We start from the raw sequence: 20,978 nt of genomic DNA on the forward strand, positions 1-20,978 counted from the left end.
TTGGCCAAGCCAAATATCCGCGCGTTGGGAAACCAAACGCGCTCGGCGCGGGGTGGAGCAGCCCGGTAGCTCGTCAGGCTCATAACCTGAAGGCCGCAGGTTCAAATCCTGCCCCCGCAACCATCTCAAATTGCGATATCAAATCGCGCAGATCAGCCGCCCCACCCGGGCGGCTTTTTTGCGTTTCCGGGCGCCAAAAAAGCCGCAGCTTCTCTGATCTGATACCCTGACCTTCCGCCAGAATTTGGGAAGAGTCCGTCATATCAAGAAGACGAACGGGTTAAGCGTTCACGAGTCACCGGCGGACAGATCATCGGCATACTGAACAAGCAGGAGGCGGGCGCGAAGACGGTTGATGTCTGCTGCGCCATCAAAGTCCTCACCTGAGGGAAGCGTTGATCGCATCGCAGCCCTCCTGTTTGCGGCAGGCAATCAGATTCACCACCTGTCGCAAAGGCCAAAGGGTCGGGATCAGCGAAGTAGCTTATCAGATCTTGTCGAGCGGCCAGATCGGTCTCCTGACGCGGATATAGGGTCGCAAGGCCGCTCTCGGTGTCGCGAGAGCACCGCTGTCGCAAACGATGACCTTGCCGGCCAGAGGCTCGAAGGCGGCGCGGAAGTGCTGCATGGACTTGACGACGAGGAAGGTCAGCCGTTCCGGCACGATGCCGAAGGCGCGGACCTGTTGCTGGTCCAGCATCTGGCCGGGCTGGGAGACGACGAGCACGTCGATGCCGTGGGTGCGGAAGACGGCGGTGGGGCCGAAGGTGTGGGTGATGCCGCCGAGGATGGGGCCGTCACCGGTGTAGAGGCCGTCGGAGAGATGCTCGATGCGTCCCGTCAGCGTCAGCGGCCCGCCGCCGAAGGCCGGATCCACCTTGCCGCCGAGCGGCAGGGTGACGGTGTCGCCGACCGCATGCCGGTGAAGGATTGCAGCCGCTTCCGGGTCGATGATCGGGGCGAAGGCCCCGCCGGTGGCGCCGGCCTCGATGAGGGCGGCCAGCAGGGCGGTCGCGTCGCCATAGGCGCCGGCGCCGGGATTGTCGGCATAGTCGGCAATGATCAGCGGGCGGCCGGCCGCGGGGAAATCGCGGGCCATCTGCGCTGCCTCGGCCGGCGTCAGGAAGGTATTGGAGACGCTCCCGCGCTGTTCCCAGATCGTGTCGGCGATCTCCTCGGCCATGCGGCGGGCCGTCTCGGCCGCGCCTTCGACGGCGAGGTCGTGGGTGACGAGCACGGTCGGGCCGGCCTCGGCGACATCGGCTTCGGCGAAGGAGGCGTTGATGGAGACGGCGAGGATGCCGGGCGTTGCCTCGAAGGCTCTGGCGCGGGCGTAAAGACTGGCCGTCTCCGGCACGTCCGTGCGGCCGGAATTGGCCTCCTCCAGCATCGGCCGGTGGGCGCGGCAGGTGGCAGGGCGCGTCACCCCGCGCATGGCGGCATCGAGCAGCCGGCCGGCATGGCGGCCGGTCTCGCGCATGTCCACATGCGGATAGGTCTTGTAGGAGACGAAGATCTGCGCCTTGGCGATCATGGCCGGTGTTGCGATGGCATGCAGGTCGAGCGTCACGGCGATCGGCAGCTCCGGGCCGACGATGGCGCGCAGGCGCGACAGAAGCTCGCCTTCGCCATCCTCGCAGAAATCGGGCACCATGGCGCCGTGCAGGCCGAGCAGGATGCCGTCCAGCCGGTCCTTCTCTTCGCGTGCGGCATCGCAGATCAGCCCGGCAATATGGTCGAAGGCCTCGCGAGAGACGCGGGCGCCGGGTGTCGCATGGGCGGAGACGACGTGGCGGATCTCCCAGCCGGCCGCGCGGCCCGCATCGAGAAAGCCGGCGATCTCGGCATTCACGTCGCCGAAGCGGCGGATGGCATCCTCGCCGAGATCGAGCGTTTCGGCCCGGAAAGTGGCAAGGTCCGTGCTGCCCTTCTTGAAGGTGTTGCTTTCATGGACGAATTCGGCAGTGAGAACACGCAAAGCCATGGGGGTATCCTGAAACGTCAGAGCGGGTGGAAGCAGGCGACGGCGTGGCCGCCGGCATCCGTGGAGAGCGTGGGATTTTCGCTGCGGCACCGATCGCTGGCGTGCGGACAGCGCCCGGCAAAGGCGCAGCCGGGCGGCAGGTTGAAAGGCGAGGGGATCTCTCCCGACAGCGGCGCGATCTCGCGGCGCGCGGCGGGATCCGGCGAAAAGCTGGAGGCGAGCAGGGCGGCCGTATAGGGATGGCGGGGTGCGGCACGGGGATCGGCGAGGACTTCGCAGACCGCGCCGAGATACATGACGACGATGCGGTCGCAGACGTAACGCACCAGCGCGAGATCGTGGGAAATGAAGAGATAGGTGAGGCCGAACCGCTCCCTGAGCGATGAGATCAGGTCGATGATCTGCGCCTGGATCGACACGTCGAGCGAGGCGGTGGGTTCGTCGAGCACCACGAGATCGGGCCGAAGGGCCAGCGCCCGCGCAATGCCGATGCGCTGGCGCTGGCCGCCGGAGAGCTGGTGCGGATAGTGTTGAGCGGTCGCGGCCGGCAGGCCGACGGCCTCCAGCATCGCGCCGACCGTGCCCGCTGGCATGGCCTGCCTCTGCACGACGAAGGGTTCCTTCAGCACATCGGCGATGGAATAGCGCGGGTCGAGCGAGGAATAGGGGTCCTGGAAGACCATGGCCATGCGCCGGCGCGCGGCGCGCAGGGCCGGTGCGGAGAGCGTGGTCAGATCCGTGCCATCGAGGCGGACGCGGCCGGAGGTCGGCTCGATCAGGCGCAGCACGAGACGGGCCAGCGTGGATTTCCCGCAGCCGGATTCGCCGACCACGCCCACCATCTCGCCCTTGCCGATGGACAGCGTCACATCGCGCACCGCCGTCATGCTGTGCGGCTTTTTCATGAGGCCGCCACCGGTCAGAAACCGTTTCGTGAGGCGGTCGAGGGTGAGGAAGGGCTCGGTCACGGGGCCTCCGTCAGGGGGAAGTGGCAAGCAACCGCCCCGCCATCGGCGAGCCGGCTGAGCGCCGGATGCCCCTGCCGGCAGGCATCGGCCGCCGCCGCACAGCGCGGGTGGAAGCGGCAGCCTTCCGGATAGCGGCCGGCGGTCGGCACGGCGCCGGGAATGCCGTGCAGGCTGCCCGGCGCCATGCCTGCGCGCGGGATGCAGCCGATGAGGGCGGCGGTATAGGGATGCGCCGGCGCGGCGAAGATCGGCGAGACCGCGCGCATCTCCGCGATCCGGCCGGCATAGAGCACCGCGACGCGGTCGCAGACCTGCGCCACCACGCCCATGTCATGGGTGATCAGCAAGAGGGCCAGGCCGCGCTGGCGGGCGAGCTGGGTGAGGATCTGGATGATCTGCGCCTGCACGGTGACATCGAGCGCGGTCGTCGGTTCGTCGGCGATGATGAGGTCGGGTTCGCCCGCCAGCGCCATGGCGATCACGATGCGCTGCTTCATGCCGCCGGAGAGCTGGTGCGGATAGGCCTGCGCGACCGCGGCGGGTTCGGGAATGCGCAGCTGCGCCAGAAGGTCGAGCGTGCGCAGGCGCGCCGCATCCGGGGAAAGGCCGAGATGCAGGCGCGAGACGACGTCCACCTGTTCGCCGATGCGCTGCACGCCATCGAGCGCCGTCATCGGGTTCTGCATGACGAAGCCGATCCGCTTGCCGCGCAGCCGGCGGCGCTCCGCCTCGGGCAGGGTTGTCAGCTCGGTGCCGTCGAAACGCAGGCTGCCGGCGCTGATGCGCCCGCCGATCAGCGGCAGGAGACCGGTGATGGCGAGCGCCGTCAGCGACTTGCCGGAGCCGCTTTCGCCGACGAGGCCGAGGATCTCGCCGCGGTCGAGCGTCAGGCTGACGCCGTCCAGCAGGCGGGTGCGGCCGATCTCCACGCCCATGTCGCTGAGGGTGAGCAGGGCGGTCATTCCGTCCTCCGGATCTTGGCCCTGATGTCGAGCGCGGCGATCAGGCCATCGCCGAAGAGATTGATGGCAATGACGGTGATGGCGACGGCAAGGCCGGGAAAGATGATGATCCAGGGCGCCTTGAAGAGCAGGCCGGAGCCGGAGGACATCATCGCGCCCCAGCTCGGCACAGGCGGCTGGGCTCCGAGCCCGAAAAAGCCGAGGGTGGCTTCGAGGATGATGGCATCGCCGGTGGCCAGCATGGCGCTGACCAGCACCGGGGCCAGCGCATTCGGCAGCAGGTGGCGAAAGAGAATGTGGGCGTGGCCGGCGCCCAGGCTGCGGGCGGCTTCCACATAGGTTTCCCCGCGCAGCGTCATGATCTGCGAGCGGGTCAGGCGGGCGAACTGGGCGAGATAGGCGACCGCGATCGCCGCCATGGTGCCGCTGATGCCGGGGCCGATGATCGCCACCAGAATGAGGGCGATGAGGATTTCCGGGAAGGACCAGCTGAGATCGACGACGGTGGTGACGGCGCGGTCGAAGGCGCCGCCGAAATAGCCCGCGGCGGCGCCCAGCGTCATGCCGCAGACGACGGAGATCAGGATGGAGATGCTGCTGACGGACAGCGAGGTGCGCGCGCCATAGAGCAGCCGCGTCAGGAGATCGCGGCCGAATTCGTCCGTGCCGAGCAGATGGGTGGCGGATGGCGGCTGGAAGGCTTCCTTCAGCACCTGCACGTCGTAGGCATAGGGTGTGATGAGCGGCGCGACGAGGGCGGCGAGCAGCACGCAGATCAGCCATCCGCCGCCGATGGCGCCGGCCGGGCGTCGGAAGATGGCTTTCAGGAAGGTCAGCTCCCGGGCGGCTCTCATCGTCATGCTCCCTGCCCGCGCGGATCCATGGCGGCCTGCAGGAGGTCGCCGAGAAGCGTGCCGAGCATGACGGCCATGGCGAGCATCAGCAGGCTCGCCTGCACCACGGGATAATCATGCTGGCTGAGCGCCTTGATGAGGAGCGTGCCGAGACCCGGCCGCGCGAAGACGACCTCGACCGTCACGGCGCCGCCGAGGATCCAGCCGATGCGCAGCGCGACGATGGTGACGACGGGGATCAGCGCGTGGCGCAGCACGTGGCGGAACTGGATGGTGAGCGGCGACAGACCCTTGGCATGCAGCAGCATGACGAAATCACGCCCGGCAATATCCACCATGGCGACGCGGGTGATGCGGGCCACGAGTGCGGTGCCGCCGAGCCCGATGGTGAGCACGGGCAGCACCAGCGAGGTCCAGCCGCGCGCGCCGGAGACGGGGAACCAGCCGAGCTCGACGGAAAAGCCGAGGATCAGCAGCAGGCCGAGCCAGAAGCTCGGCAGCGTCGAGCCGATGAGCACGCCGCCCATGATGACGCGGTCGATGAGGCGATCGCGGTAGAGCGCGGCGATGAAACCGAGTGCGATACCCATGAGGGTGGAGAAGGCAAGCGCCAGCCCGCCGAGCGCAAGCGAATAGGGCAGGGCCTGGCCGATCAGGTCGGCCACCGGCCGGCGCGCCACGATGGCCGTGCCGAGATCGCCGGACAGGAGATTGCCGAGCCAGATCGCATATTGCACCGGCAGGGGCCGATCGAGGCCGTAGCGCGCCATCATCTCCGCGCGCTGCTCCACGGGCGCCCCGACCTTCAGGAGATTGTCGATCGGGTCGCCCGGGAGGAGATGCAGGATGAGAAAGATGACGACGGAGACCGCGAGGAACACGGGCACCAGCATGAGGATGCGCCTGAGGGCATAGGCAAGCATGGGCGGTTCCTCGCGATGTCGTGCCGCCTACTCCTTCACGTCCATGTCCATGATCACGGTCGCACCCACCGACGGGGAGTGGATCTCGGCCGGCAGAACGAGGCGGTCCTTGTTGTAGCTGACAGAGGTCACGGGCTGGTAGATCGGCGCCATCGGATATTGCGAGAGCACATATTCATGGTAGGCGGTGAAGTTCTTGATGCGCTCGGCCATGTTCTTCGAGCCGCTGAGCGCGGTTTTGCGCAGTGCCTCCGCCTTGGGATCGTTGAACATGGAGACGTTCGGATAACCGAGGCGATCGCCACCGAAGAACCAGTCGATGATGTCGGCATTGTCCCAGTTGTAGGAGCGCACGGCGAGTTGCTGGTTGCCGCTCTTGTACTGGTCGCGGATGGCGGAGCTGTCGAAGGTGGTGATGTCGCTGTCGATGCCGACGGCCTTCAGCTCGGCCTGCACGACTTCGGTCAGGCGGCGGAAGCTGGAGTCGCTCTGGGTCCACAGCGAGACCTTCAGCGGCTTGCCGTCCTTCACGCGCACGCCGTCGGCGCCCTTCTTCCAGCCGGCTTCGTCCAGCAGCGCGTTGGAGCGATCCGGATCGTAGGAAATCCTGTATTTCGGATCGACCTTGGATTCCGGCAGGGCCGAGATCAGGAAGGTATTGGCGACGTCGCCGACGCCGCCGTAGACGGAATCCAGAATTTCCTTCTGGTTGATCGCCTTCGCAGCGGCCTCGCGGACGCGAATGTCCGTGAAGGGCTCCTTCGTCACGTTGATCGGCATGTAGGCCACGTCCTGGCCCGGCAGGGTGAGGGTGGTGAGGTTTTCCTGCGCCTTCACCTCACCGAGGAAATCGGTGGGCACGCCGAGCAGCATGTCGACGCCGCCGGACTTCAGTTCGAGGAAGGCGGTGGAATCCTCGGCGATTTCGCGCAGCGTCAGCTTATCGATCTTCGCCGGCCCGCGGTTCTTGGCCAGCGGCGAGGCCCAGGCATAGTCCTCGTTGCGCACCAGCACGGTTTCCTGGCCGACGGTGAAGCTTTCCAGCTGGTAGGGGCCGGTGCCGTAGACTTCGGTGACGCCGTAATTGTCGCCGAGCGCCACGAAGGACTTCGGCTCGATGACGCTCAGATAGCTGGAGGAGAAGTTGTAGAGCAGGTTCGGCTCGGGGTTCGCCATGATGAACTTGACGGTGTAGTCGTCCACCACCTCGACCTTGGCGATCGCCTTGGTCATGTAGGCATTTTCGCTGGCCTTGAAGAGATCGAGCCACTTGACGATGGTTTCGGCGTTGAAGGGCTCGCCATTGTGGAATTTCACGCCCTTCTTGAGGTGAAACACCCAGGACATGCCGTCCGGCGCTTCTTCCCAGCTTTCGGCCAGCCAGGGATGGTAGCTGAGATCGGCGTCCTGCGAGACGAGGCGGTCGAAGATCAGCGTCGTGCCGATGTTGAGATTGGAGGCCTTGATGGGGTTGTAGGTCGGCGCGCCCACCTCGTTGGTCGCCAGCACGATGACGGCTTCCTTGGCGAGTGCCGCGCCGTGGCCTGCCATGAGGGCCGCAAGGCTGATGCCGGCGGCGATGAGGGTTTTGCGAAGGGTGATCGGGTTCATTTCGTTCCTCTCTTGGCTTTTGTTGATGCGGGGTGGTTGCCGATCAGCCCTCCCGCGGCTGGCGGCGGGATGGCCCGGTGTGGCCGATGAAATCGCCGTAGAAGGCCGAGATCCGCGCCATGCGGGCCTCCACCTCGGCGCCGAGCTCCTTGAAGACGCCGTTGACGAGAAGGCCGATCAGCGAGGACATGGCCGAGGTCGTATCCCAGAAGTGGTTGAGGTCGGTCGGAACGGCGAAGACTTCGTCCACCGTTTCCAGCGCCCAGTCGCAATAGGGATCGGTGATGAGCGTCACGGGAATGCCCTCCCGGTGGGCGGCCTGGGCGAGATCGCGCGTCAGGCGCGAATAGCGGCGCCCGTCGATCAGCACCAGCGTGGTCTCTTCCGGCGGGGACAGAAGAATTTCGGCGAAGTGACCGCCGGCAATATCGGCCAGATGCACGCCGGGGCGCAGATATTGCAGATTGTGCACCAGCTCGCTGGCGTGCCCGCGCTCGGTCTGGAAGCCGGCGACGAAGACCTGCCGCCGCCGCGCAAGCCGTTTGACGGCCGCGTCGAATGCCTCCGTCGCGGCCATCTCGTAGACGGTGACCAGCGCGGCCATTTCCTTCTCCAGCGCGCGGGCGAGTTCCCCGGTGCCGGCCTGGCTGCGACGGTGGAAGTCCTGGAGACGATCGCCGATCAGCCAGGCCTGGCCGCCGAGATCCGCCTGCAGCACGCTCTTCAGGTCCTTCAGGCTGCGATAGCCGATGGTGCGGCAGAAGCGGCCGATGGAGGCTTCGGAAACCCCCACCTTGGCGCCGACTGCCGCTGCCGTCTCGAAGGGAAGCGTTTGCAGATTGGTCAGCAGGTAGGCGGCGATGGCGCGTTCCGTCGGGGTGCCGTCCGCAGCCGATTGCGACAGGCGCTGGCGCAGGTCGCCGCCCAAGCTCTCCCCCGCCCTTGCGCCCTCCGTCGTCTGTCGCTGCTCGCCATCCTTTGCCGACATCGCGCTGTCTCCTCTGGGGAAAGTTGACAGATCGCTGACATGCAGTCAATAATGCAAGAAAACTAAAATTCTGGACGCCGGCTGACGGAGCGGTCGGCGACGCGGGAGGGCCCATGACGGATCACACGGTCGCCGGACGACCGGTTCGCGCGCCGTTGCGCATCGACGGCGCCGAGTTGCGCCTTGTACGCCTGCCGCTGGTCACGCCCTTCACCATTGCGACCGGGACGATGCATGAGAAGCTTTTCCCGCTGCTGACCCTCAAGGCCGATGGTCTGGAGGGGTATGCGGAAGGCGTCATGGACCCGCTGCCCGATTATCTGGAGGAGACGGTGTCGGGGGCCATGGACCTCCTGCGCACGGTGCTCCTGCCGCAGGTGCTCGGAACCCGCATCGAGACGCCCCATGAGATGGCGCGGCGCCTTGAGCCCTGGCGCGCCAACTGGATGGCGCGCGCGACGGTCGAGATGGCCTGCTGGGATCTCTGGGCCAAGGCGCTCGACCTGCCCTTGAAGACCGTTCTCGGCGGCACGGGGGAGGCCATCGATGTCGGCGTTTCCCTGGGCATCGCGCCGATCGAGACCACGCTGGAGCGCGTCGGCGCGCATCTGGAGCAGGGATATCGGCGCATCAAGCTCAAGATCAAACCCGGACACGACCTTCGGCTTCTGGAGGCCGTGCGGCAGGCCTATCCCGACAGTCACCTGACGGTGGATGCGAACTGCGCCTACTCTCTGGCCGACAGCGCCCTGATCGCGCGCTTCGACGCCTTCGGCCTCGACTACATCGAGCAGCCGCTTGCCTGGAACGATCTCCACGACCACGCCGTGCTGCAATCGCGGATCCGGACGCCGATCTGCCTTGATGAAAGCATCCGCAGCCCGGAGGATGCACGCAAGGCGTTGCAGACCGATGCCGCGCGGGTGATCAACATCAAGGTCGGTCGCTCCGGCGGCCATGCGAATGCGGTGCGGATTCACGATCTCTGCCAGGCCTTCTCCGTGCCCGTCTGGTGCGGCGGCATGCTGGAAAGCGGTATCGGCCGGGCGCACAATATCCATCTATCCACGCTGCCGAATTTTTCGAAACCGGGCGACACATCCTCGTCCAGCCGCTATTTTCACCGCGACATCATCGAACAGCGACTGGAGACCGTGGAGGGCCGCATGCCCGTTCCCGCCGGCGCGGGCATCGGCGTCACGCTGGACAGGGACGTCCTCGACAGCGCCACCGTCTTTCAGGAAAGCTTTTCGGCATGAGCGACATCGAGTTCCGCGATCTGCGCGGCATGGCGGAATTCCGGGCGGCGGAGCGCCTTCAGGCGGATGTCTGGGGCGAGGGCGACATGCCGGATCCGGCCGACCTGATGATGGTGATCCAGGCCGAAGGCGGGCTGGTGGGCGGCGCATTTCTCACCGGCGATCTCGTCGGCTACGTGTTCGGCTTTCCCAGCGCGACACCGAATGTCCAGCATTCGCACCGGCTTGCCGTTCTGCCGCAGATGCGCGGCCGCGGCCTCGGCGCGCGGCTGAAATGGTATCAGCGCCAATGGTGCCTTGCCCGCGGCATCCGGCATGTGCGCTGGACCTTCGATCCGATGCGCCCGCTCAACGCCAACCTCAACCTCGCCCATCTCGGTGCGCGCTCGAACACCTACCACGAGGACTATTACGGCGCGATGGGCGGCATCAACGAGGGTCTGCCCTCCGACCGCCTGCTGGTGGACTGGCACCTCGACCATGCCGCGGTGACGGCCCGCGCCGCCGGCCGCGGCATGCCGCAGGCGCACAGCGCCACGACACGCATCTCCCTTCCGGTCTTTCCGCCCGCCAGCCTGCCGACCCCGCAACAGGCGGCCGCCCAGCACCGGCTTCGCCAGGATTTCCACGCCGCCTTCGCGAGTGGTCTGGAGGTCATCGGCTTCGACCTCGCCCGGAACGACTACCTTCTGGGACCGGTGAACGCGGACTGAAACGCACCGCGATCGTCGGCTCCCGTCAGCCCAGCCGTTTCTCCGTTTCGGGGTCAAAGACATGCCAGGCCGACAGCGGGGCGCGAAGGGTGAGCGTGTCGCCGGGCGCAAGGCGGCTGAAGGGCGGCGCCGAGGCGAGGATGCCCTGGCCGCCGAGACGGCCGGTCACGATGATCTCCGGGCCGGTGAGCTCGGTCACCTCGACGACCACGGGCAAGGCGACGCCATCGCCGTCGATCTTGAGCGCCTCCGGGCGGATGCCGGCGATGAGGGGTTTGCCGACGGCGATCGTCTCTGCGCCCGGCGGCAGGGGCAGCAGCGTCTCCAGGCCGTCGATCGCCATGCCCGTGTCCTGACGGCGGGCGGTGAAGAGGTTCATCGGCGGAGCGCCGACGAAGGTGGCGACGTAGAGCGTGGCCGGGCGGTTGTAGATGGCGTCCGGCGTGCCGATCTGCTCGATGCGCCCGGCGCGCATCACGGCGATGCGGGTGGCGAGCGTCATCGCCTCGATCTGGTCGTGGGTCACATAGACGACCGTGGTCTTCATCGCCTGGTGCAGGCGCTTCAGCTCGGTGCGCATCTCCATGCGCAGCTTGGCGTCGAGATTGGAGAGCGGCTCGTCGAAGAGGAAGATCTTCGGACGGCGCACAAGGGCCCGGCCGATCGCGACACGCTGGCGCTGGCCTCCGGAGAGCTGGCCGGGCTTGCGCTCCAGCAGGGTTTCGATCTGCAGCAGGCGCGCGGCCTCGCTGACGGCCGCCTCGCGTTCGGCGGCCGGCACCTTGCGCATTTCCAGCCCGAAGCCGATGTTGCGGGCGACCGTCAGGTTGGGATAGAGCGCATAGGACTGGAACACCATGGCGATGTCGCGGTCCTTCGGATGCATGCCGATGACGGAGGTGTCGCCGATGCGGATCGCGCCGCTGGTCGGCTCGACAAGGCCGGCGATGATGTTGAGAAGCGTCGATTTTCCGCAGCCGGACGAGCCGAGCAGCACGAGGAACTCGCCGCTGTCGAGCGCGATGTCGATGCCCTTCAGGGTCTCGACCGGGCCATAGCTCTTGCGGATGTTTTCAATGGTGAGCGCGCTCATGCGGCATCTCCCGCCAGGGGGGCGCCATAGCGGCGCGGAAATGTGGAGATCGCCCGCGAGGCGATGGCGACGCCGGCATTCAGGCAGGCGGGCAAGGCAGCCCCTTGCGCGAATGCGGCCAGAAAGCCGGCATTGAAGACATCGCCGGCGCCGATCGTGTCGATGACATCGACCCGCGGCGCGGCCGCTTCGTGCAGCACGCCATCCGCATCGAGGACGATGGCGCCCGCAGGCCCGCGTTTGACGACCACGATGGCGCCCGCCGGCATGCGGGCCTGAAGTGCCCGGCCGGCTTCGACCGGATCGCCGACGCCTGCCAGCGTCGTCGTCTCGATTTCGTTGAAGAGCGCGAGATGGCAGCGGGCGAGCCAGCCGCGGGCGGCCGCGCAGTTGGCGGGCGTCCAGCCGTCCAGCGGCCAGCCGGTATCGAGTGCGGCACGAATGCCCCGGCTGTCCAGCCAGTCGAACAGTGCGTCGTAGTCGGCGCTGAGCGCATCGGTGAGAAAGCTGCCGCAGACAAGCGCATAGCCGCCGGCAAGCCCGGCGCCCTCCAGCGCAGAGCGCGCCTCTTCAAGGCTGAAATGCGGGAGATGGCCACGCGTGGTGAAAAAGGTGCGCTCGCCATCCGGATGGGTGACGCCGACGGAGACCGTCGTGCCCTCGGGCCGGGCCGGCCAGGCGGCGGCCTGCGCGCCGAATTCGTCGCGCAGCCAGCGGCCGAACCGGTCGTCGCCGACATTGGCGGCGATGGTGAAGGGAATGCCGAGCGCCATCCAGGCAAGCGCGGTATTGCCGGCCGAGCCGCCCACCCGCAACTCGTGATGATCGACGATGATCTCCGTGCCCGGCTGCGGCCAGGGGGCGGCCGGGCCCATGATCAGATCGACATTGACGTTTCCGATGACGGCAAGCGGCTTCATTCACTCGCTCCGGGTGATCTTGGAGGAGCGGACCGGCGTGCCGGCGTCGGGCACGCGCGACGCCGCAAAGGCCACCATCAGGCGCTGCGCTGCCGGCAGCATGGCGAAAATGGCGGCAAGGCCGCTCGCCGGTGTGAACGTCACGGTCACCGCACCCGCGACCGGCGCCTCGCCCGAGGCGTCGAAGATGACGAGCGGCGCTTCGGTTGCCGCCACCGAACGCGCCATCGCCGTCACCAGATCCGCGGTCGCATCGCGGCCGCGAAACAGCACGACGCCGACATCCGCCGACAGCATTTCCATCGGGCCGTGGCGCAGCTGGCCGCCTTCCAGCGAGAAGCAGGGCAGACGCGAGAGTTCCGTGAGGCCGAGCGCCAGCGCTTCGGCCACACCCTGCAGCCGGCGGCCGGAGGTGACGATGGTGCGCACGCCGGCAAGGGCAGCGAGCGCTTCGGAAAGATCGGGCGTCTCGGGCGCCTGCAGCGCCGCCAGCGCATCGGCCGGATCCTGGCCCAGCGCCTCGAGAATGGCGAGATGGAGCGCGAAGGTGATCGTCAGGCTGCGGGTGGCCGCAAAGGCGCGTTCCGTGCCGCCCGCGCCGATCAGGCCGGGCGCGGCCCTGGCGAGGAAGGAGCCGCCTTCCAGCGTCAGTCCGAAAGTCTCTGCGGCCGTGCCGTTTTCCGCAAACCAGCGCAGCACCTCGGCGCTTTCGCCGGATTGCGAGGTCACCAGGATCGTCCGCCCGTCAAGCGGCAGGGGCGCGCCCAGCTGCTCCGACAGGGGCAGGGCGAGCGCGTCGATGGACAAGGCGCGGTAGAGCGGCTCGACGGCGCGGGCCACATAGTGGGAGCCGCCCATGCCGAGCAGGAGGAGACGGCCGGTGGTCTTTAGCGAGGCGGCAATGGCCGGCGCGTCCTTGCGGGCCGCCTGATAGGAGGCGATGGCATCGGCATGCTGGCGCGCCATTTCCCGGTCGATGGCCTGCAGCCCCTCCGGGCGCGTGCTGGTCTTACTCATCATCATCCCTTCACGCCGCCATTCGTCAGCCCGGAGATCAGGGCGCGTTGCATGACAAGGCCCACGAGCACCGGCGGCAAGGCGGCAAGCACCCCGGCAGCAGCGATGAGGCCGTAATCTGAGACGCGGCCCCCGGCGAGATCGGCAATCGCAACGGGCAGCGTCTTGGCGCGCTGGTCGGAGGTGAAGAGCAGCGCATAGAAGAATTCGTCCCAGGCGAGCAGGAAGGCAAACAGCGCCGAGGTGCCGATCACCGGCAGGGCAAGCGGCAGCGTCACGATCCTGAGCGTCTGGAACAGGCTCGCGCCATCGATCATCGCCGCCAGTTCCAGCTCGCGCGGCACGCCGTCAAAGCCGGATTTCATCAGCCAGGTCGTGAAGGGTGCCAGAATGGTGAGGTAGACGAGGGCAAGCCCGAAGACGGAATTGAGCATGCCGAGCGCGGCCAGCGCCATGTAGAGCGGCACGGCCAGCGCCACCGGCGGCAGCATGTAGGTGCCGATCACCAGCGTCAGCGACCAGCGCACCGAAGGCGTGCGCGACACCGCCCAGCCGGCCGGAATGGCGATGAGGATGGCCGCAACCGTCGCCAGGCCCGCAACGGTGAGACTGTTGCCGAGCGAGGCGGTAAAGGCGGCCCCCGCGCTGTTTTCCACCGTCGACAGAAGCGTCGCGTAACGGGAGAAATCCACCGCCGACGGCCACCACCGCAGCGGCTTTGCCACCAGATCCGGCGCCGGCGCGATGCTCATCACGAAAAGCCAGGCAAGCGGCGCCAGGATCACCAGCATGAGGAGCAGCGCGCAGAGGTGGATAAACACGGAAAAGGCAGGGCTCCGGCGTTCCATCAGGCGGCACTCCCGGCGGTGCGACGCGCCAGCGCCCCATAGGCGAGCGCCAGCAGCGTGACGATGAAGGTGACGATCAGCGCCAGCGACGCCCCGGATCCGGCCCGCTGGAAGGAGAAGGCCTCCTGATAGACGAGGATCGACAGGGTGCGCGTGGAATTGGCCGGGCCGCCCCGCGTCATGACCCAGATGATGTCGAAGACCTTGAAGGCCTCGATGGTGCGCAACACCAGCGCCACCATCAGCGGTCCGGCGAGATAGGGCAGGATGACGAAGCGGAAGCGCTTCCAGGCGCCGGCGCCGTCGATCAGCGCGGCCGAGACGATATCCTTCGGGACCGCCTGCAGGGCGGCCAGCGCAATGAGCGCGACCAGCGGGAAATTCTTCCAGCAATCGGCAACGATCAGCGCCGTCATCGCCGTGCCGGGCTCGCCGAGCCAGGAGCGGTAGTCGGCGAGAATGCCGGTCTGGGTCAGCGCCGCATTCAGGGCGCCATATTCCGGATTGTAGATGAGCCGCCACAGCGTGGCATTGACGATGGTCGGCAGGGCCCAGGGCAGGATCATCAGGGCGCGCAGAAAGGTGCGGCCGTAGAACCTCTGGTCAAGCAGCAGGGCCGCCAGCACGCCGAGCACCATTTCCGCCGCCACCGACACGATCGCGAACCAGGCGGTGGTGAGGAGCGTGCGCTGGAACGTGCTGCTTGCCAGCATCCTGGCGTAATTGTCGAGACCGACGAACTGCCCGCCGGTGCCGACCAGCTTGGCGTCCGTGAAGGACAGCCGCACCGTATCGACCATCGGCCAGCCGATGACGGCGATCATCACCGCCAGCAGCGGAAGCATGAGAAGCCATGCCCGGGTCGTGAGCCAGGTGCTGGACATGAGGGTGCCTTCAGTCAAGCGATGGAAGGTGAAGTCAATGCGGAGCGCGCGGGGGATGGCGGAAGCGGGCCGCGCGTGGCGGCCCGCAATCGGCATCACAGCCCGCTGTTTTCGGCAGCCGTCTTCAGCGCATCCTCGGGCGAGGACTGGCCGAGCAACGCTTCCTGGATCGCCTGCTGCAGGGCGGTCGACATTTCCTGATATTTCGGTGTCGTCGGGCGCGGATACATGGCGGCAAGGCCGAGCTTGGCGGCGGCGATCAGCTCTTCCTGTCCCTTGGTGACGGCGGGGTCCTGGTAGGACGAGGCCCAGATGGGCAGGCTGAGCTTGGCATACTGGTTCTGCACGGCCTGCGAGGTCATGAAGGTGATGTATTTCCAGGCCTCTTCCGGATGCTTGCTGGCCGTGGTGACGCCAAGACCCATGGAGCCGTTGACGGCCGAAACCTCGCTCTTGCCCGCAACGCCCGGCGCCGGCACGACGCCGACCTTGCCGGCAACCTTGCTGTCCTTGGGGTCGTTGGCCATGTTGTACATGTAGGTCCAGTTCAGCGCGAAGGCGGCGTCGCCATTCTCGAAGACCTTGCGGACATCCTCTTCGAGGAATTCCTTCGAATTGGGATTGGTGAGGCCGGAACTGTAGCTGGCCACCATGTATTTCAGGGCGTCGAGCGCGCCGCCCTGATCGAAGACCGGCTTGCCATCCTTCAGGAAGTCGCCCTTGTTGGCGCTGACAAGCGTGGTGAAATCGCAGATGGCGGCCTCCGCCTGGGCCCAGGACCAGGCGATCGGCGTCTTCAGGAGACCCTTTTCCTGGATGATTTTGGCCTGCTCGGAAAGCTCATCCCATGTCTTCGGCGGCGCCTTGATGCCGGCCTTTTCGAGTATCTCCTTGTTGTAGAAGAGATATTTTGTATCGAGGATCCAAGGCATGCCGTAATATCTGCCGTCGGCCTGAACGGTGGTCCAGGCACCCGGCAGCACGCCCGACTTCATCTCGTCGGTGATGCGCGCGGAGACATCGACCAGCACGTTGTTGGCCGCATATTCGGCCGGCCAGATCACGTCGAAAAGCACCACGTCATAGCCGCCGCCCGAACCCTGGGCGAGCACGGTCTTGTCGTGCAAACCCTCGTAAGGCACGAATTCGAGATTGACGGTGATGTCCTTGTTGGCCTTGGTGAAGGCCTCCGTCATGGCGCGCACATCGGCCTCGCTGTAGGCGGCCTGCGCCATGAACAGCGCATTGATCTTCGTCTCGGCAAAGGCCGCTGACGACATCAGCGCGCCGATCGCCGCTGCGCCCGCGAGGGTCATTGCGATGGATTTCAACATGTCTTGCCTCCAGTGATGGCTACGCCGTTTGGTGCCGCCGCTCCTTGACGTGAGATGCGGCGTGCGGACGGGGTCAGTGACCCGATAAATGCGACGCCCGGCAATGCCGTCAAAGGCATGCCGCGTTCCCCGAAACTCTTTGGTTTCTTATTAAGTCAAACGTATTGACTTAATCCTTGTAGAATATTCTACTGGAGTCAAGAGGGTATTTTGGGTGCATGACGTGAAGACCATCCGCGCCAAGCGCGGCACCAACCAGGAGGGCGCCGGCGCCCACAACAAGCGCGTCATCATCGATGCGCTGCGCATCAACGGACCGCTGTCGCGGGCCGATCTGGCGCGGGCGACGCGGCTGACCAAGCAGACGGTGTCCAACCTCATCGAAGCGCTGGAACTCGACGGTCTCGTCATGTCGGAAGATGTCGTGCGCAATGGCCGGGGCCAGCCTTCGACCCCCTATCGCCTGGTGCCGGATGGCGCCTTTGCCATCGGCCTGCAGATCGACCGGCACAGCACCCGCGCGATCGCGGTCGATCTCGTGGGCAATGTGCTGGCGCGCGCCGAGGCCGCTCTTCCGCCGGATGGTCCGGTCGGCGGCGCACGCGTCATTCTGGGGCTGATAGAGGCGGTGCGAACGGATCTGCAGGCGTTGCGGCCGCAGTCGGAACGTCGGCTCGCCGGCCTCGGCGTTGCCATGCCCGGTCCCTTCGGGCTCGCTCCGGCCCCCGACGACCCCTGGATGATGGGCGCATGGCAGACCTTTCCCCTGCTCGAAACGCTGGCCGCCGGCACGGGTCTCGACGTGGCCCTGCAGAATGACGCGGCCGCCTGCGCCACGGCCGAACGCATGGTCGGCGCGGCCCATGGCCTGGACGATGCCGTCTGCCTCTATCTCGGCTACGGCATCGGCGCCGGCCTGATCCTCGGTGGAGAGCTCTACACCGGCGCGCATGGCAATGCCGGCGAGATCGGCATGGCGCTTTTGTCGGATGGCGGACGCCTGACGCCGCTGGAACACCGGGCCTCCATGGCCTCGCTCTGCCATGCGCTCGGCCTCGATCCCGCGGCCGGCAACCTGTACGACCTGATCTCGGAGCGGGTCCGCGCCGAGGATCCGGCGCTCTCGGCCTGGATCGCCGCCGCCGCAGGCGATCTGCGCCTGGCGATCCACCTCATCGAAACGCTGTTCGATCCACAGGCCGTCATCATCTCGGCCGCAGCGCCCGCGGAACTGGCCGAACGGCTGATCGCCGCCATCGAACCGCTGCTGCCCTCGAACGCGGTGCGCCCGGGCCGCACCACGGCCCGCCTCAAGGCCGGCATGTTCGACCCCTGGGCGGTCGCCCTCGGCGCCGCCGCCGAACCCATCGGCCGCGCCTTCGAACCCCGCTTTTCCGCCATCCTGAAGGAGGCTGCCGCGCGGTGACGCGGCACCGACCAGATCACTGGGAGGGATTCGTCAGCGCGCTGCAAAGAGCGGGTTGTTGTGTTGCGTCCCGTTCGATGTCAGGTCGGGGTGCCGCGTCCGGCGTGCTGCGGGCCCAACGGAGGAAGCGGGGGTGTCCGTCGCTGCTATCGGTGGCGATCGTGGTGTTTCTGGAGGCTGTCGGGCCTGCCTTTGTGGCGAGGGAGACGGTGATCGAGAAGCGGCTTTGGCGGCTGGGGGTGAGCCATCGGGCGAGAGGCTTGTTGGCCGCGGAGGGGGCTCCGGAGAGACGATCGATCAGGGTGGGGTCGATGGCGGCGCGCGGATTGTTGATGGTCAGAATCGGCTCGATGCGTGCGATCAGCGCCGGCGTGGCGGCGGGCAGCTGGGCGAATTCGCTGACATCGGCGAAGAACGTGTTCTTTGGCCGCCATGGGAGACCGGCGCGTGCATATTCAGCAGCTTCGGCGCCGTAAAGCGGCTGGCTCATGTCGTCCGGGTCACGGTAATCGACGATCTGTGCCGCCAGCGTCTTTGCATCGGTTTCTCCGATGCCGATGGCGGTGAGGACATCAATGATCATTTCGGGTGGCGCGCCATTGAGGTCCAGCAGCATATCCTGATCGACAATCGTCGCCTGAAGCTCGAAATCGGCCTTCCGGCACGTTCCCGTAACGCCGTCCGGCGTCAGGGACGATTGCCCCTTGACGAGATCGAGGGCTGCCTGGCGGGCGACGCCGTCTGCCAGAGCCTGTAGGGCAACGGTCTCTTCACGGTTGCGCTCCTGCAGCACGAAAAAGCGTGCCCTTACCGCAAGGCTGCCGGTCACGGCAACGAAGAGAAGGGCAACGATCAGCACGGAGATCAGCACGAAGCCTTCGCGGGAGGTCTCTTCGGCCGCTGGAGCGTTGTTTGTTCTGACAGGATCAGATCGGTGCTCCAAGCTCGCTTGTGGAGAGCATGATCTTGTCGATGCCCGTTTCACGCCGGTCGGATGATGCTCGAAGGAATGCGGGCCGGGATCATGGCCTGAACCTTGCCCCGAGCCCGCTGGAACCGACGTCATTCGGTGATCCGCAACAGATCCCAGGTGTTGGAGGCGGACGTGCTCGGCCGGTCGATGGTCACCGCGCTCAGCCCGCTACGGAACTCCTCGGTGATCGCCTGGGCATCGTTCTGGTCGCGCATGATCCGGGTGCGGATGAAGATCATCAGCTCGGTGCGCTTGGCCTGGGTGTTGCGATTGCGGAAGGCGGCGCCGATGACGGGCAGCTTGCCGAGAACCGGGATCGCATCCGTGCTCTTCTGCTGCTGCTCCTGCACGAGGCCGCCGATGACGATGCTCTGGCCGTCGCCGACCTCGACCGTGGAGGACACCTTGCGCTGGCGGATCGTCGGCGAATTGATGGTCGATGTCGTGGTGTTGACGACATCGCTGACCTCCTGCTCGATGTCGAGCAGGATATGGCCGTTGGAGCTGATGCGCGGCGTGACGCCGAGGATGACGCCCGTATCCTTCATCTGGATCGAGGTCGTCGTCGTTCCCGTCGTGCCGGAGGTGGCGCTTTCGGAGATGACGGGCACCTGATCGCCGACCTGCAGCTTGGCGGTGTGGTTGTCGAGCACCGTCAGCGTCGGCGAGGACAGGACCTTCACCTGCGTGACGGCGGAGAGCGCATTGAGCACGACGCTGAAATTGGCTGAGAGCGCGGAATAGGTGAAGCCGGCAAGCCCGCTCTGCACCTGGCCGTTCTCGTCATTGGTGAACTTGAAGACATTGCCGGCGCCGATCGAATAGCGCAGGCCGAATTTGAGCTGGTCGTTGAGTGCCGCTTCGGCGATGACCGCCTCGATCAGCACCTGGCTCGGCATGCGGTCGAGCGAGGAGAGCACGCCGAGGATGCGGTTGTAGTCGCGCTTGGAGGAGACGATGACCAGCGAATTGTTGGTCTCGTCCGCAACGACGGAAACTTCCGTGCCAAGGCCCGTCGGTTGGCTGGCGACGGCGAGCGCGCTGCTGGTCTGCTGCGTGTCGCCGCTTTCGGTCTGGCTGCTTTCGACGGCCGCGGTAATGCCGCCACCGCCAAGCGCCCGCTGCAGGACGCTGGCGAGATCCTTGGCGTTGCGGTTCTGCACCCGGTAAACGAAGGTCTGGCGCGTGCCATAGCTGGCGGCATCGTCGAGACGCGCGATGATGGTGCGGGCGCGGTCGAGATAGGCCGGCCGCTGGGCGATCACGAGAATGGCCTTCAGCTCGCGGCTCGGCAGGAACTTCACCATGCCGGCATCGCCGTCGCCGGAGGTGGCTGCGGCAAAGAGGGTCTGGAGCTGCTTGACGACGATGGTCGGATCGGCGCCGGAATCCAGCGGGAAGAGCGAGGCCGACCTGCCGCGCATCCAGTCCACGTCGAAGAGGCGGATGGAGGACAGCATGCCCTCGATTTCGGCATTGTTGCCCCTGAGGACGATGATGTTGCGCCGGTCGTCGGTCTGCATCACGCCATCAGGGGAATAGGCCTTGATGATGTCGGCCATCTGCTTGGCGGCGATGTAGTTCAGCGGCACGATGCGTGCCTGCCGGCCGGCCGAAATGCCCGAGGCATCGGCCTGGCCGATCGAGCCCGTACGGATCTGGTCGGTGCCCGAGACGAGGAAGGCGCCGCCCTTCTTCTCGATGCCGTAGCCGCGCTCGTTGAGGATCGTTTCGAAGATATCGACAAGCGCCTGCTTGGAGGTCGGACGGGCCGTCTGGATGGTGACGTTGCCGTTGACGCCATCGGCGACCGAGAAGTTGCTTTTCAGGATGTCGGCGAAGATGACCTTGGCAACGACGGGGATCGGCGTGTTGACGAGGTTGAGCGTCACCTTGTCGCCCTGCGGCTCGAAATGCGGTTGCGGGGCTTCCGATTGCGGTGTCAGCAGCGCGATTTCCCGGCGGCTCGCGGCATTCGGTGCGCGGTTTTCCGTGCCGAAGAAGGGCGCGCGGCTCGACTGCGTGGCCTCAAGCCCCGTGCGCCCGTGGCCCGGCGCCTGATTCTGGCAGGCGCCAAGAAGCGCGGTAGCGAGAAGCACCGCGCCCTTCACACTGCGAAAATGGGGGAAATCGAGCTTGCGCAATGTCTCTTCTCATGCCGGCCACTGTACCGATCTATGAACAAACATGGTTAACAAGTCATTGACACGACATCCCTATC

The 20,978-nt window shown here is 66.5% G+C and carries 18 protein-coding genes and 1 tRNA gene; 4 read left to right on the forward strand and 15 right to left on the reverse strand.

Going from position 1 to position 20,978, the window contains the following annotated elements:
• Positions 1–46 precede the first annotated feature (46 nt).
• Positions 47–123 (forward strand) — tRNA-Met (locus tag ACED18_RS10710).
• Positions 124–487: 364 nt separating this feature from the next.
• On the opposite strand, the gene ACED18_RS10715 is transcribed toward ACED18_RS10710, so the two are convergent.
• The 7 genes from ACED18_RS10715 to ACED18_RS10745 are packed head-to-tail and all read right to left on the reverse strand — an operon-like array spanning position 488 to position 8,290.
• Positions 488–1,984: a M81 family metallopeptidase gene (locus ACED18_RS10715; protein WP_377291934.1), complete on the reverse strand. Its 1,497-nt coding sequence runs from the start codon at positions 1,982–1,984 to the stop codon at positions 488–490.
• Between the two features lie 17 nt (positions 1,985–2,001).
• Positions 2,002–2,952: an ABC transporter ATP-binding protein gene (locus ACED18_RS10720; protein WP_377291936.1), complete on the reverse strand. Its 951-nt coding sequence runs from the start codon at positions 2,950–2,952 to the stop codon at positions 2,002–2,004.
• Positions 2,949–3,914 carry an ABC transporter ATP-binding protein gene (locus ACED18_RS10725; protein ID WP_377291938.1) on the reverse strand — a complete coding sequence of 322 codons (966 nt, stop codon included), beginning with the start codon at positions 3,912–3,914 and terminating at the stop codon, positions 2,949–2,951. The genes ACED18_RS10720 and ACED18_RS10725 overlap by 4 nt, the downstream gene beginning before the upstream one ends.
• Positions 3,911–4,774 (reverse strand): ABC transporter permease, encoded by an 864-nt coding sequence (locus ACED18_RS10730; protein ID WP_377291940.1) that lies wholly within the window; start codon positions 4,772–4,774, stop codon positions 3,911–3,913. The genes ACED18_RS10725 and ACED18_RS10730 overlap by 4 nt, the downstream gene beginning before the upstream one ends.
• Positions 4,771–5,691 (reverse strand): ABC transporter permease, encoded by a 921-nt coding sequence (locus tag ACED18_RS10735; protein ID WP_377291942.1) that lies wholly within the window; start codon positions 5,689–5,691, stop codon positions 4,771–4,773. The genes ACED18_RS10730 and ACED18_RS10735 overlap by 4 nt, the downstream gene beginning before the upstream one ends.
• A gap of 27 nt (positions 5,692–5,718) precedes the next feature.
• Complete coding sequence (locus ACED18_RS10740; protein ID WP_377291944.1) at positions 5,719–7,302, reverse strand: ABC transporter substrate-binding protein; 1,584 nt, start codon at positions 7,300–7,302, stop codon at positions 5,719–5,721.
• A gap of 43 nt (positions 7,303–7,345) precedes the next feature.
• The gene (locus tag ACED18_RS10745; protein ID WP_377291946.1) at positions 7,346–8,290 is read right to left on the reverse strand and encodes a MurR/RpiR family transcriptional regulator; all 945 of its coding nucleotides are present in this window, start codon (positions 8,288–8,290) and stop codon (positions 7,346–7,348) included.
• 113 nt (positions 8,291–8,403) lie between these two features.
• Between ACED18_RS10745 and menC the strand changes: the two genes are divergently transcribed.
• Positions 8,404–9,549: an o-succinylbenzoate synthase gene (gene menC, locus ACED18_RS10750; RefSeq protein ID WP_377291948.1), complete on the forward strand. Its 1,146-nt coding sequence runs from the start codon at positions 8,404–8,406 to the stop codon at positions 9,547–9,549.
• Positions 9,546–10,262: a GNAT family N-acetyltransferase gene (locus ACED18_RS10755; RefSeq protein ID WP_377291950.1), complete on the forward strand. Its 717-nt coding sequence runs from the start codon at positions 9,546–9,548 to the stop codon at positions 10,260–10,262. The genes menC and ACED18_RS10755 overlap by 4 nt, the downstream gene beginning before the upstream one ends.
• 25 nt (positions 10,263–10,287) lie before the next feature.
• Here ACED18_RS10755 and ACED18_RS10760 read toward each other — a convergent pair whose 3' ends face one another.
• From ACED18_RS10760 to ACED18_RS10785, 6 genes are all read right to left on the reverse strand, one after another.
• On the reverse strand, positions 10,288–11,355 hold the full coding sequence (locus ACED18_RS10760; protein ID WP_377291952.1) for an ABC transporter ATP-binding protein: 1,068 nt from the start codon (positions 11,353–11,355) through the stop codon (positions 10,288–10,290).
• A complete protein-coding gene (locus ACED18_RS10765) occupies positions 11,352–12,275 on the reverse strand; it encodes a PfkB family carbohydrate kinase (RefSeq protein ID WP_377291954.1) in 924 nt (307 codons plus the stop codon). Before ACED18_RS10765 ends, ACED18_RS10760 begins: the two co-directional genes overlap by 4 nt.
• Positions 12,276–13,292, reverse strand: coding sequence for an SIS domain-containing protein (locus ACED18_RS10770; RefSeq protein ID WP_377291956.1), 1,017 nt, complete (start codon positions 13,290–13,292; stop codon positions 12,276–12,278). It lies immediately after the preceding gene.
• Positions 13,293–13,294: 2 nt separating this feature from the next.
• The gene (locus ACED18_RS10775; RefSeq protein ID WP_377291958.1) at positions 13,295–14,140 is read right to left on the reverse strand and encodes a carbohydrate ABC transporter permease; all 846 of its coding nucleotides are present in this window, start codon (positions 14,138–14,140) and stop codon (positions 13,295–13,297) included.
• Complete coding sequence (locus tag ACED18_RS10780) at positions 14,140–15,024, reverse strand: carbohydrate ABC transporter permease (protein WP_377291960.1); 885 nt, start codon at positions 15,022–15,024, stop codon at positions 14,140–14,142. Before ACED18_RS10780 ends, ACED18_RS10775 begins: the two co-directional genes overlap by 1 nt.
• 95 nt (positions 15,025–15,119) lie before the next feature.
• Entirely contained in the window at positions 15,120–16,358 is a 1,239-nt protein-coding gene (locus ACED18_RS10785) for an extracellular solute-binding protein (RefSeq protein WP_377291962.1), read from the reverse strand.
• A 214-nt stretch (positions 16,359–16,572) separates the two neighbouring features.
• Between ACED18_RS10785 and ACED18_RS10790 the strand changes: the two genes are divergently transcribed.
• Positions 16,573–17,784 carry an ROK family transcriptional regulator gene (locus tag ACED18_RS10790; RefSeq protein WP_377291964.1) on the forward strand — a complete coding sequence of 404 codons (1,212 nt, stop codon included), beginning with the start codon at positions 16,573–16,575 and terminating at the stop codon, positions 17,782–17,784.
• A gap of 16 nt (positions 17,785–17,800) precedes the next feature.
• On the opposite strand, the gene ACED18_RS10795 is transcribed toward ACED18_RS10790, so the two are convergent.
• Entirely contained in the window at positions 17,801–18,850 is a 1,050-nt protein-coding gene (locus ACED18_RS10795) for a general secretion pathway protein GspK (protein WP_377291966.1), read from the reverse strand.
• The gene (gene gspD / locus ACED18_RS10800; protein WP_377291968.1) at positions 18,847–20,901 is read right to left on the reverse strand and encodes a type II secretion system secretin GspD; all 2,055 of its coding nucleotides are present in this window, start codon (positions 20,899–20,901) and stop codon (positions 18,847–18,849) included. Before gspD ends, ACED18_RS10795 begins: the two co-directional genes overlap by 4 nt.
• Between the last annotated feature and the right edge of the window lie 77 nt (positions 20,902–20,978).

Source organism: Rhizobium sp. SG2393 (assembly GCF_042610495.1).
Taxonomy (GTDB): domain Bacteria; phylum Pseudomonadota; class Alphaproteobacteria; order Rhizobiales; family Rhizobiaceae; genus RU20A.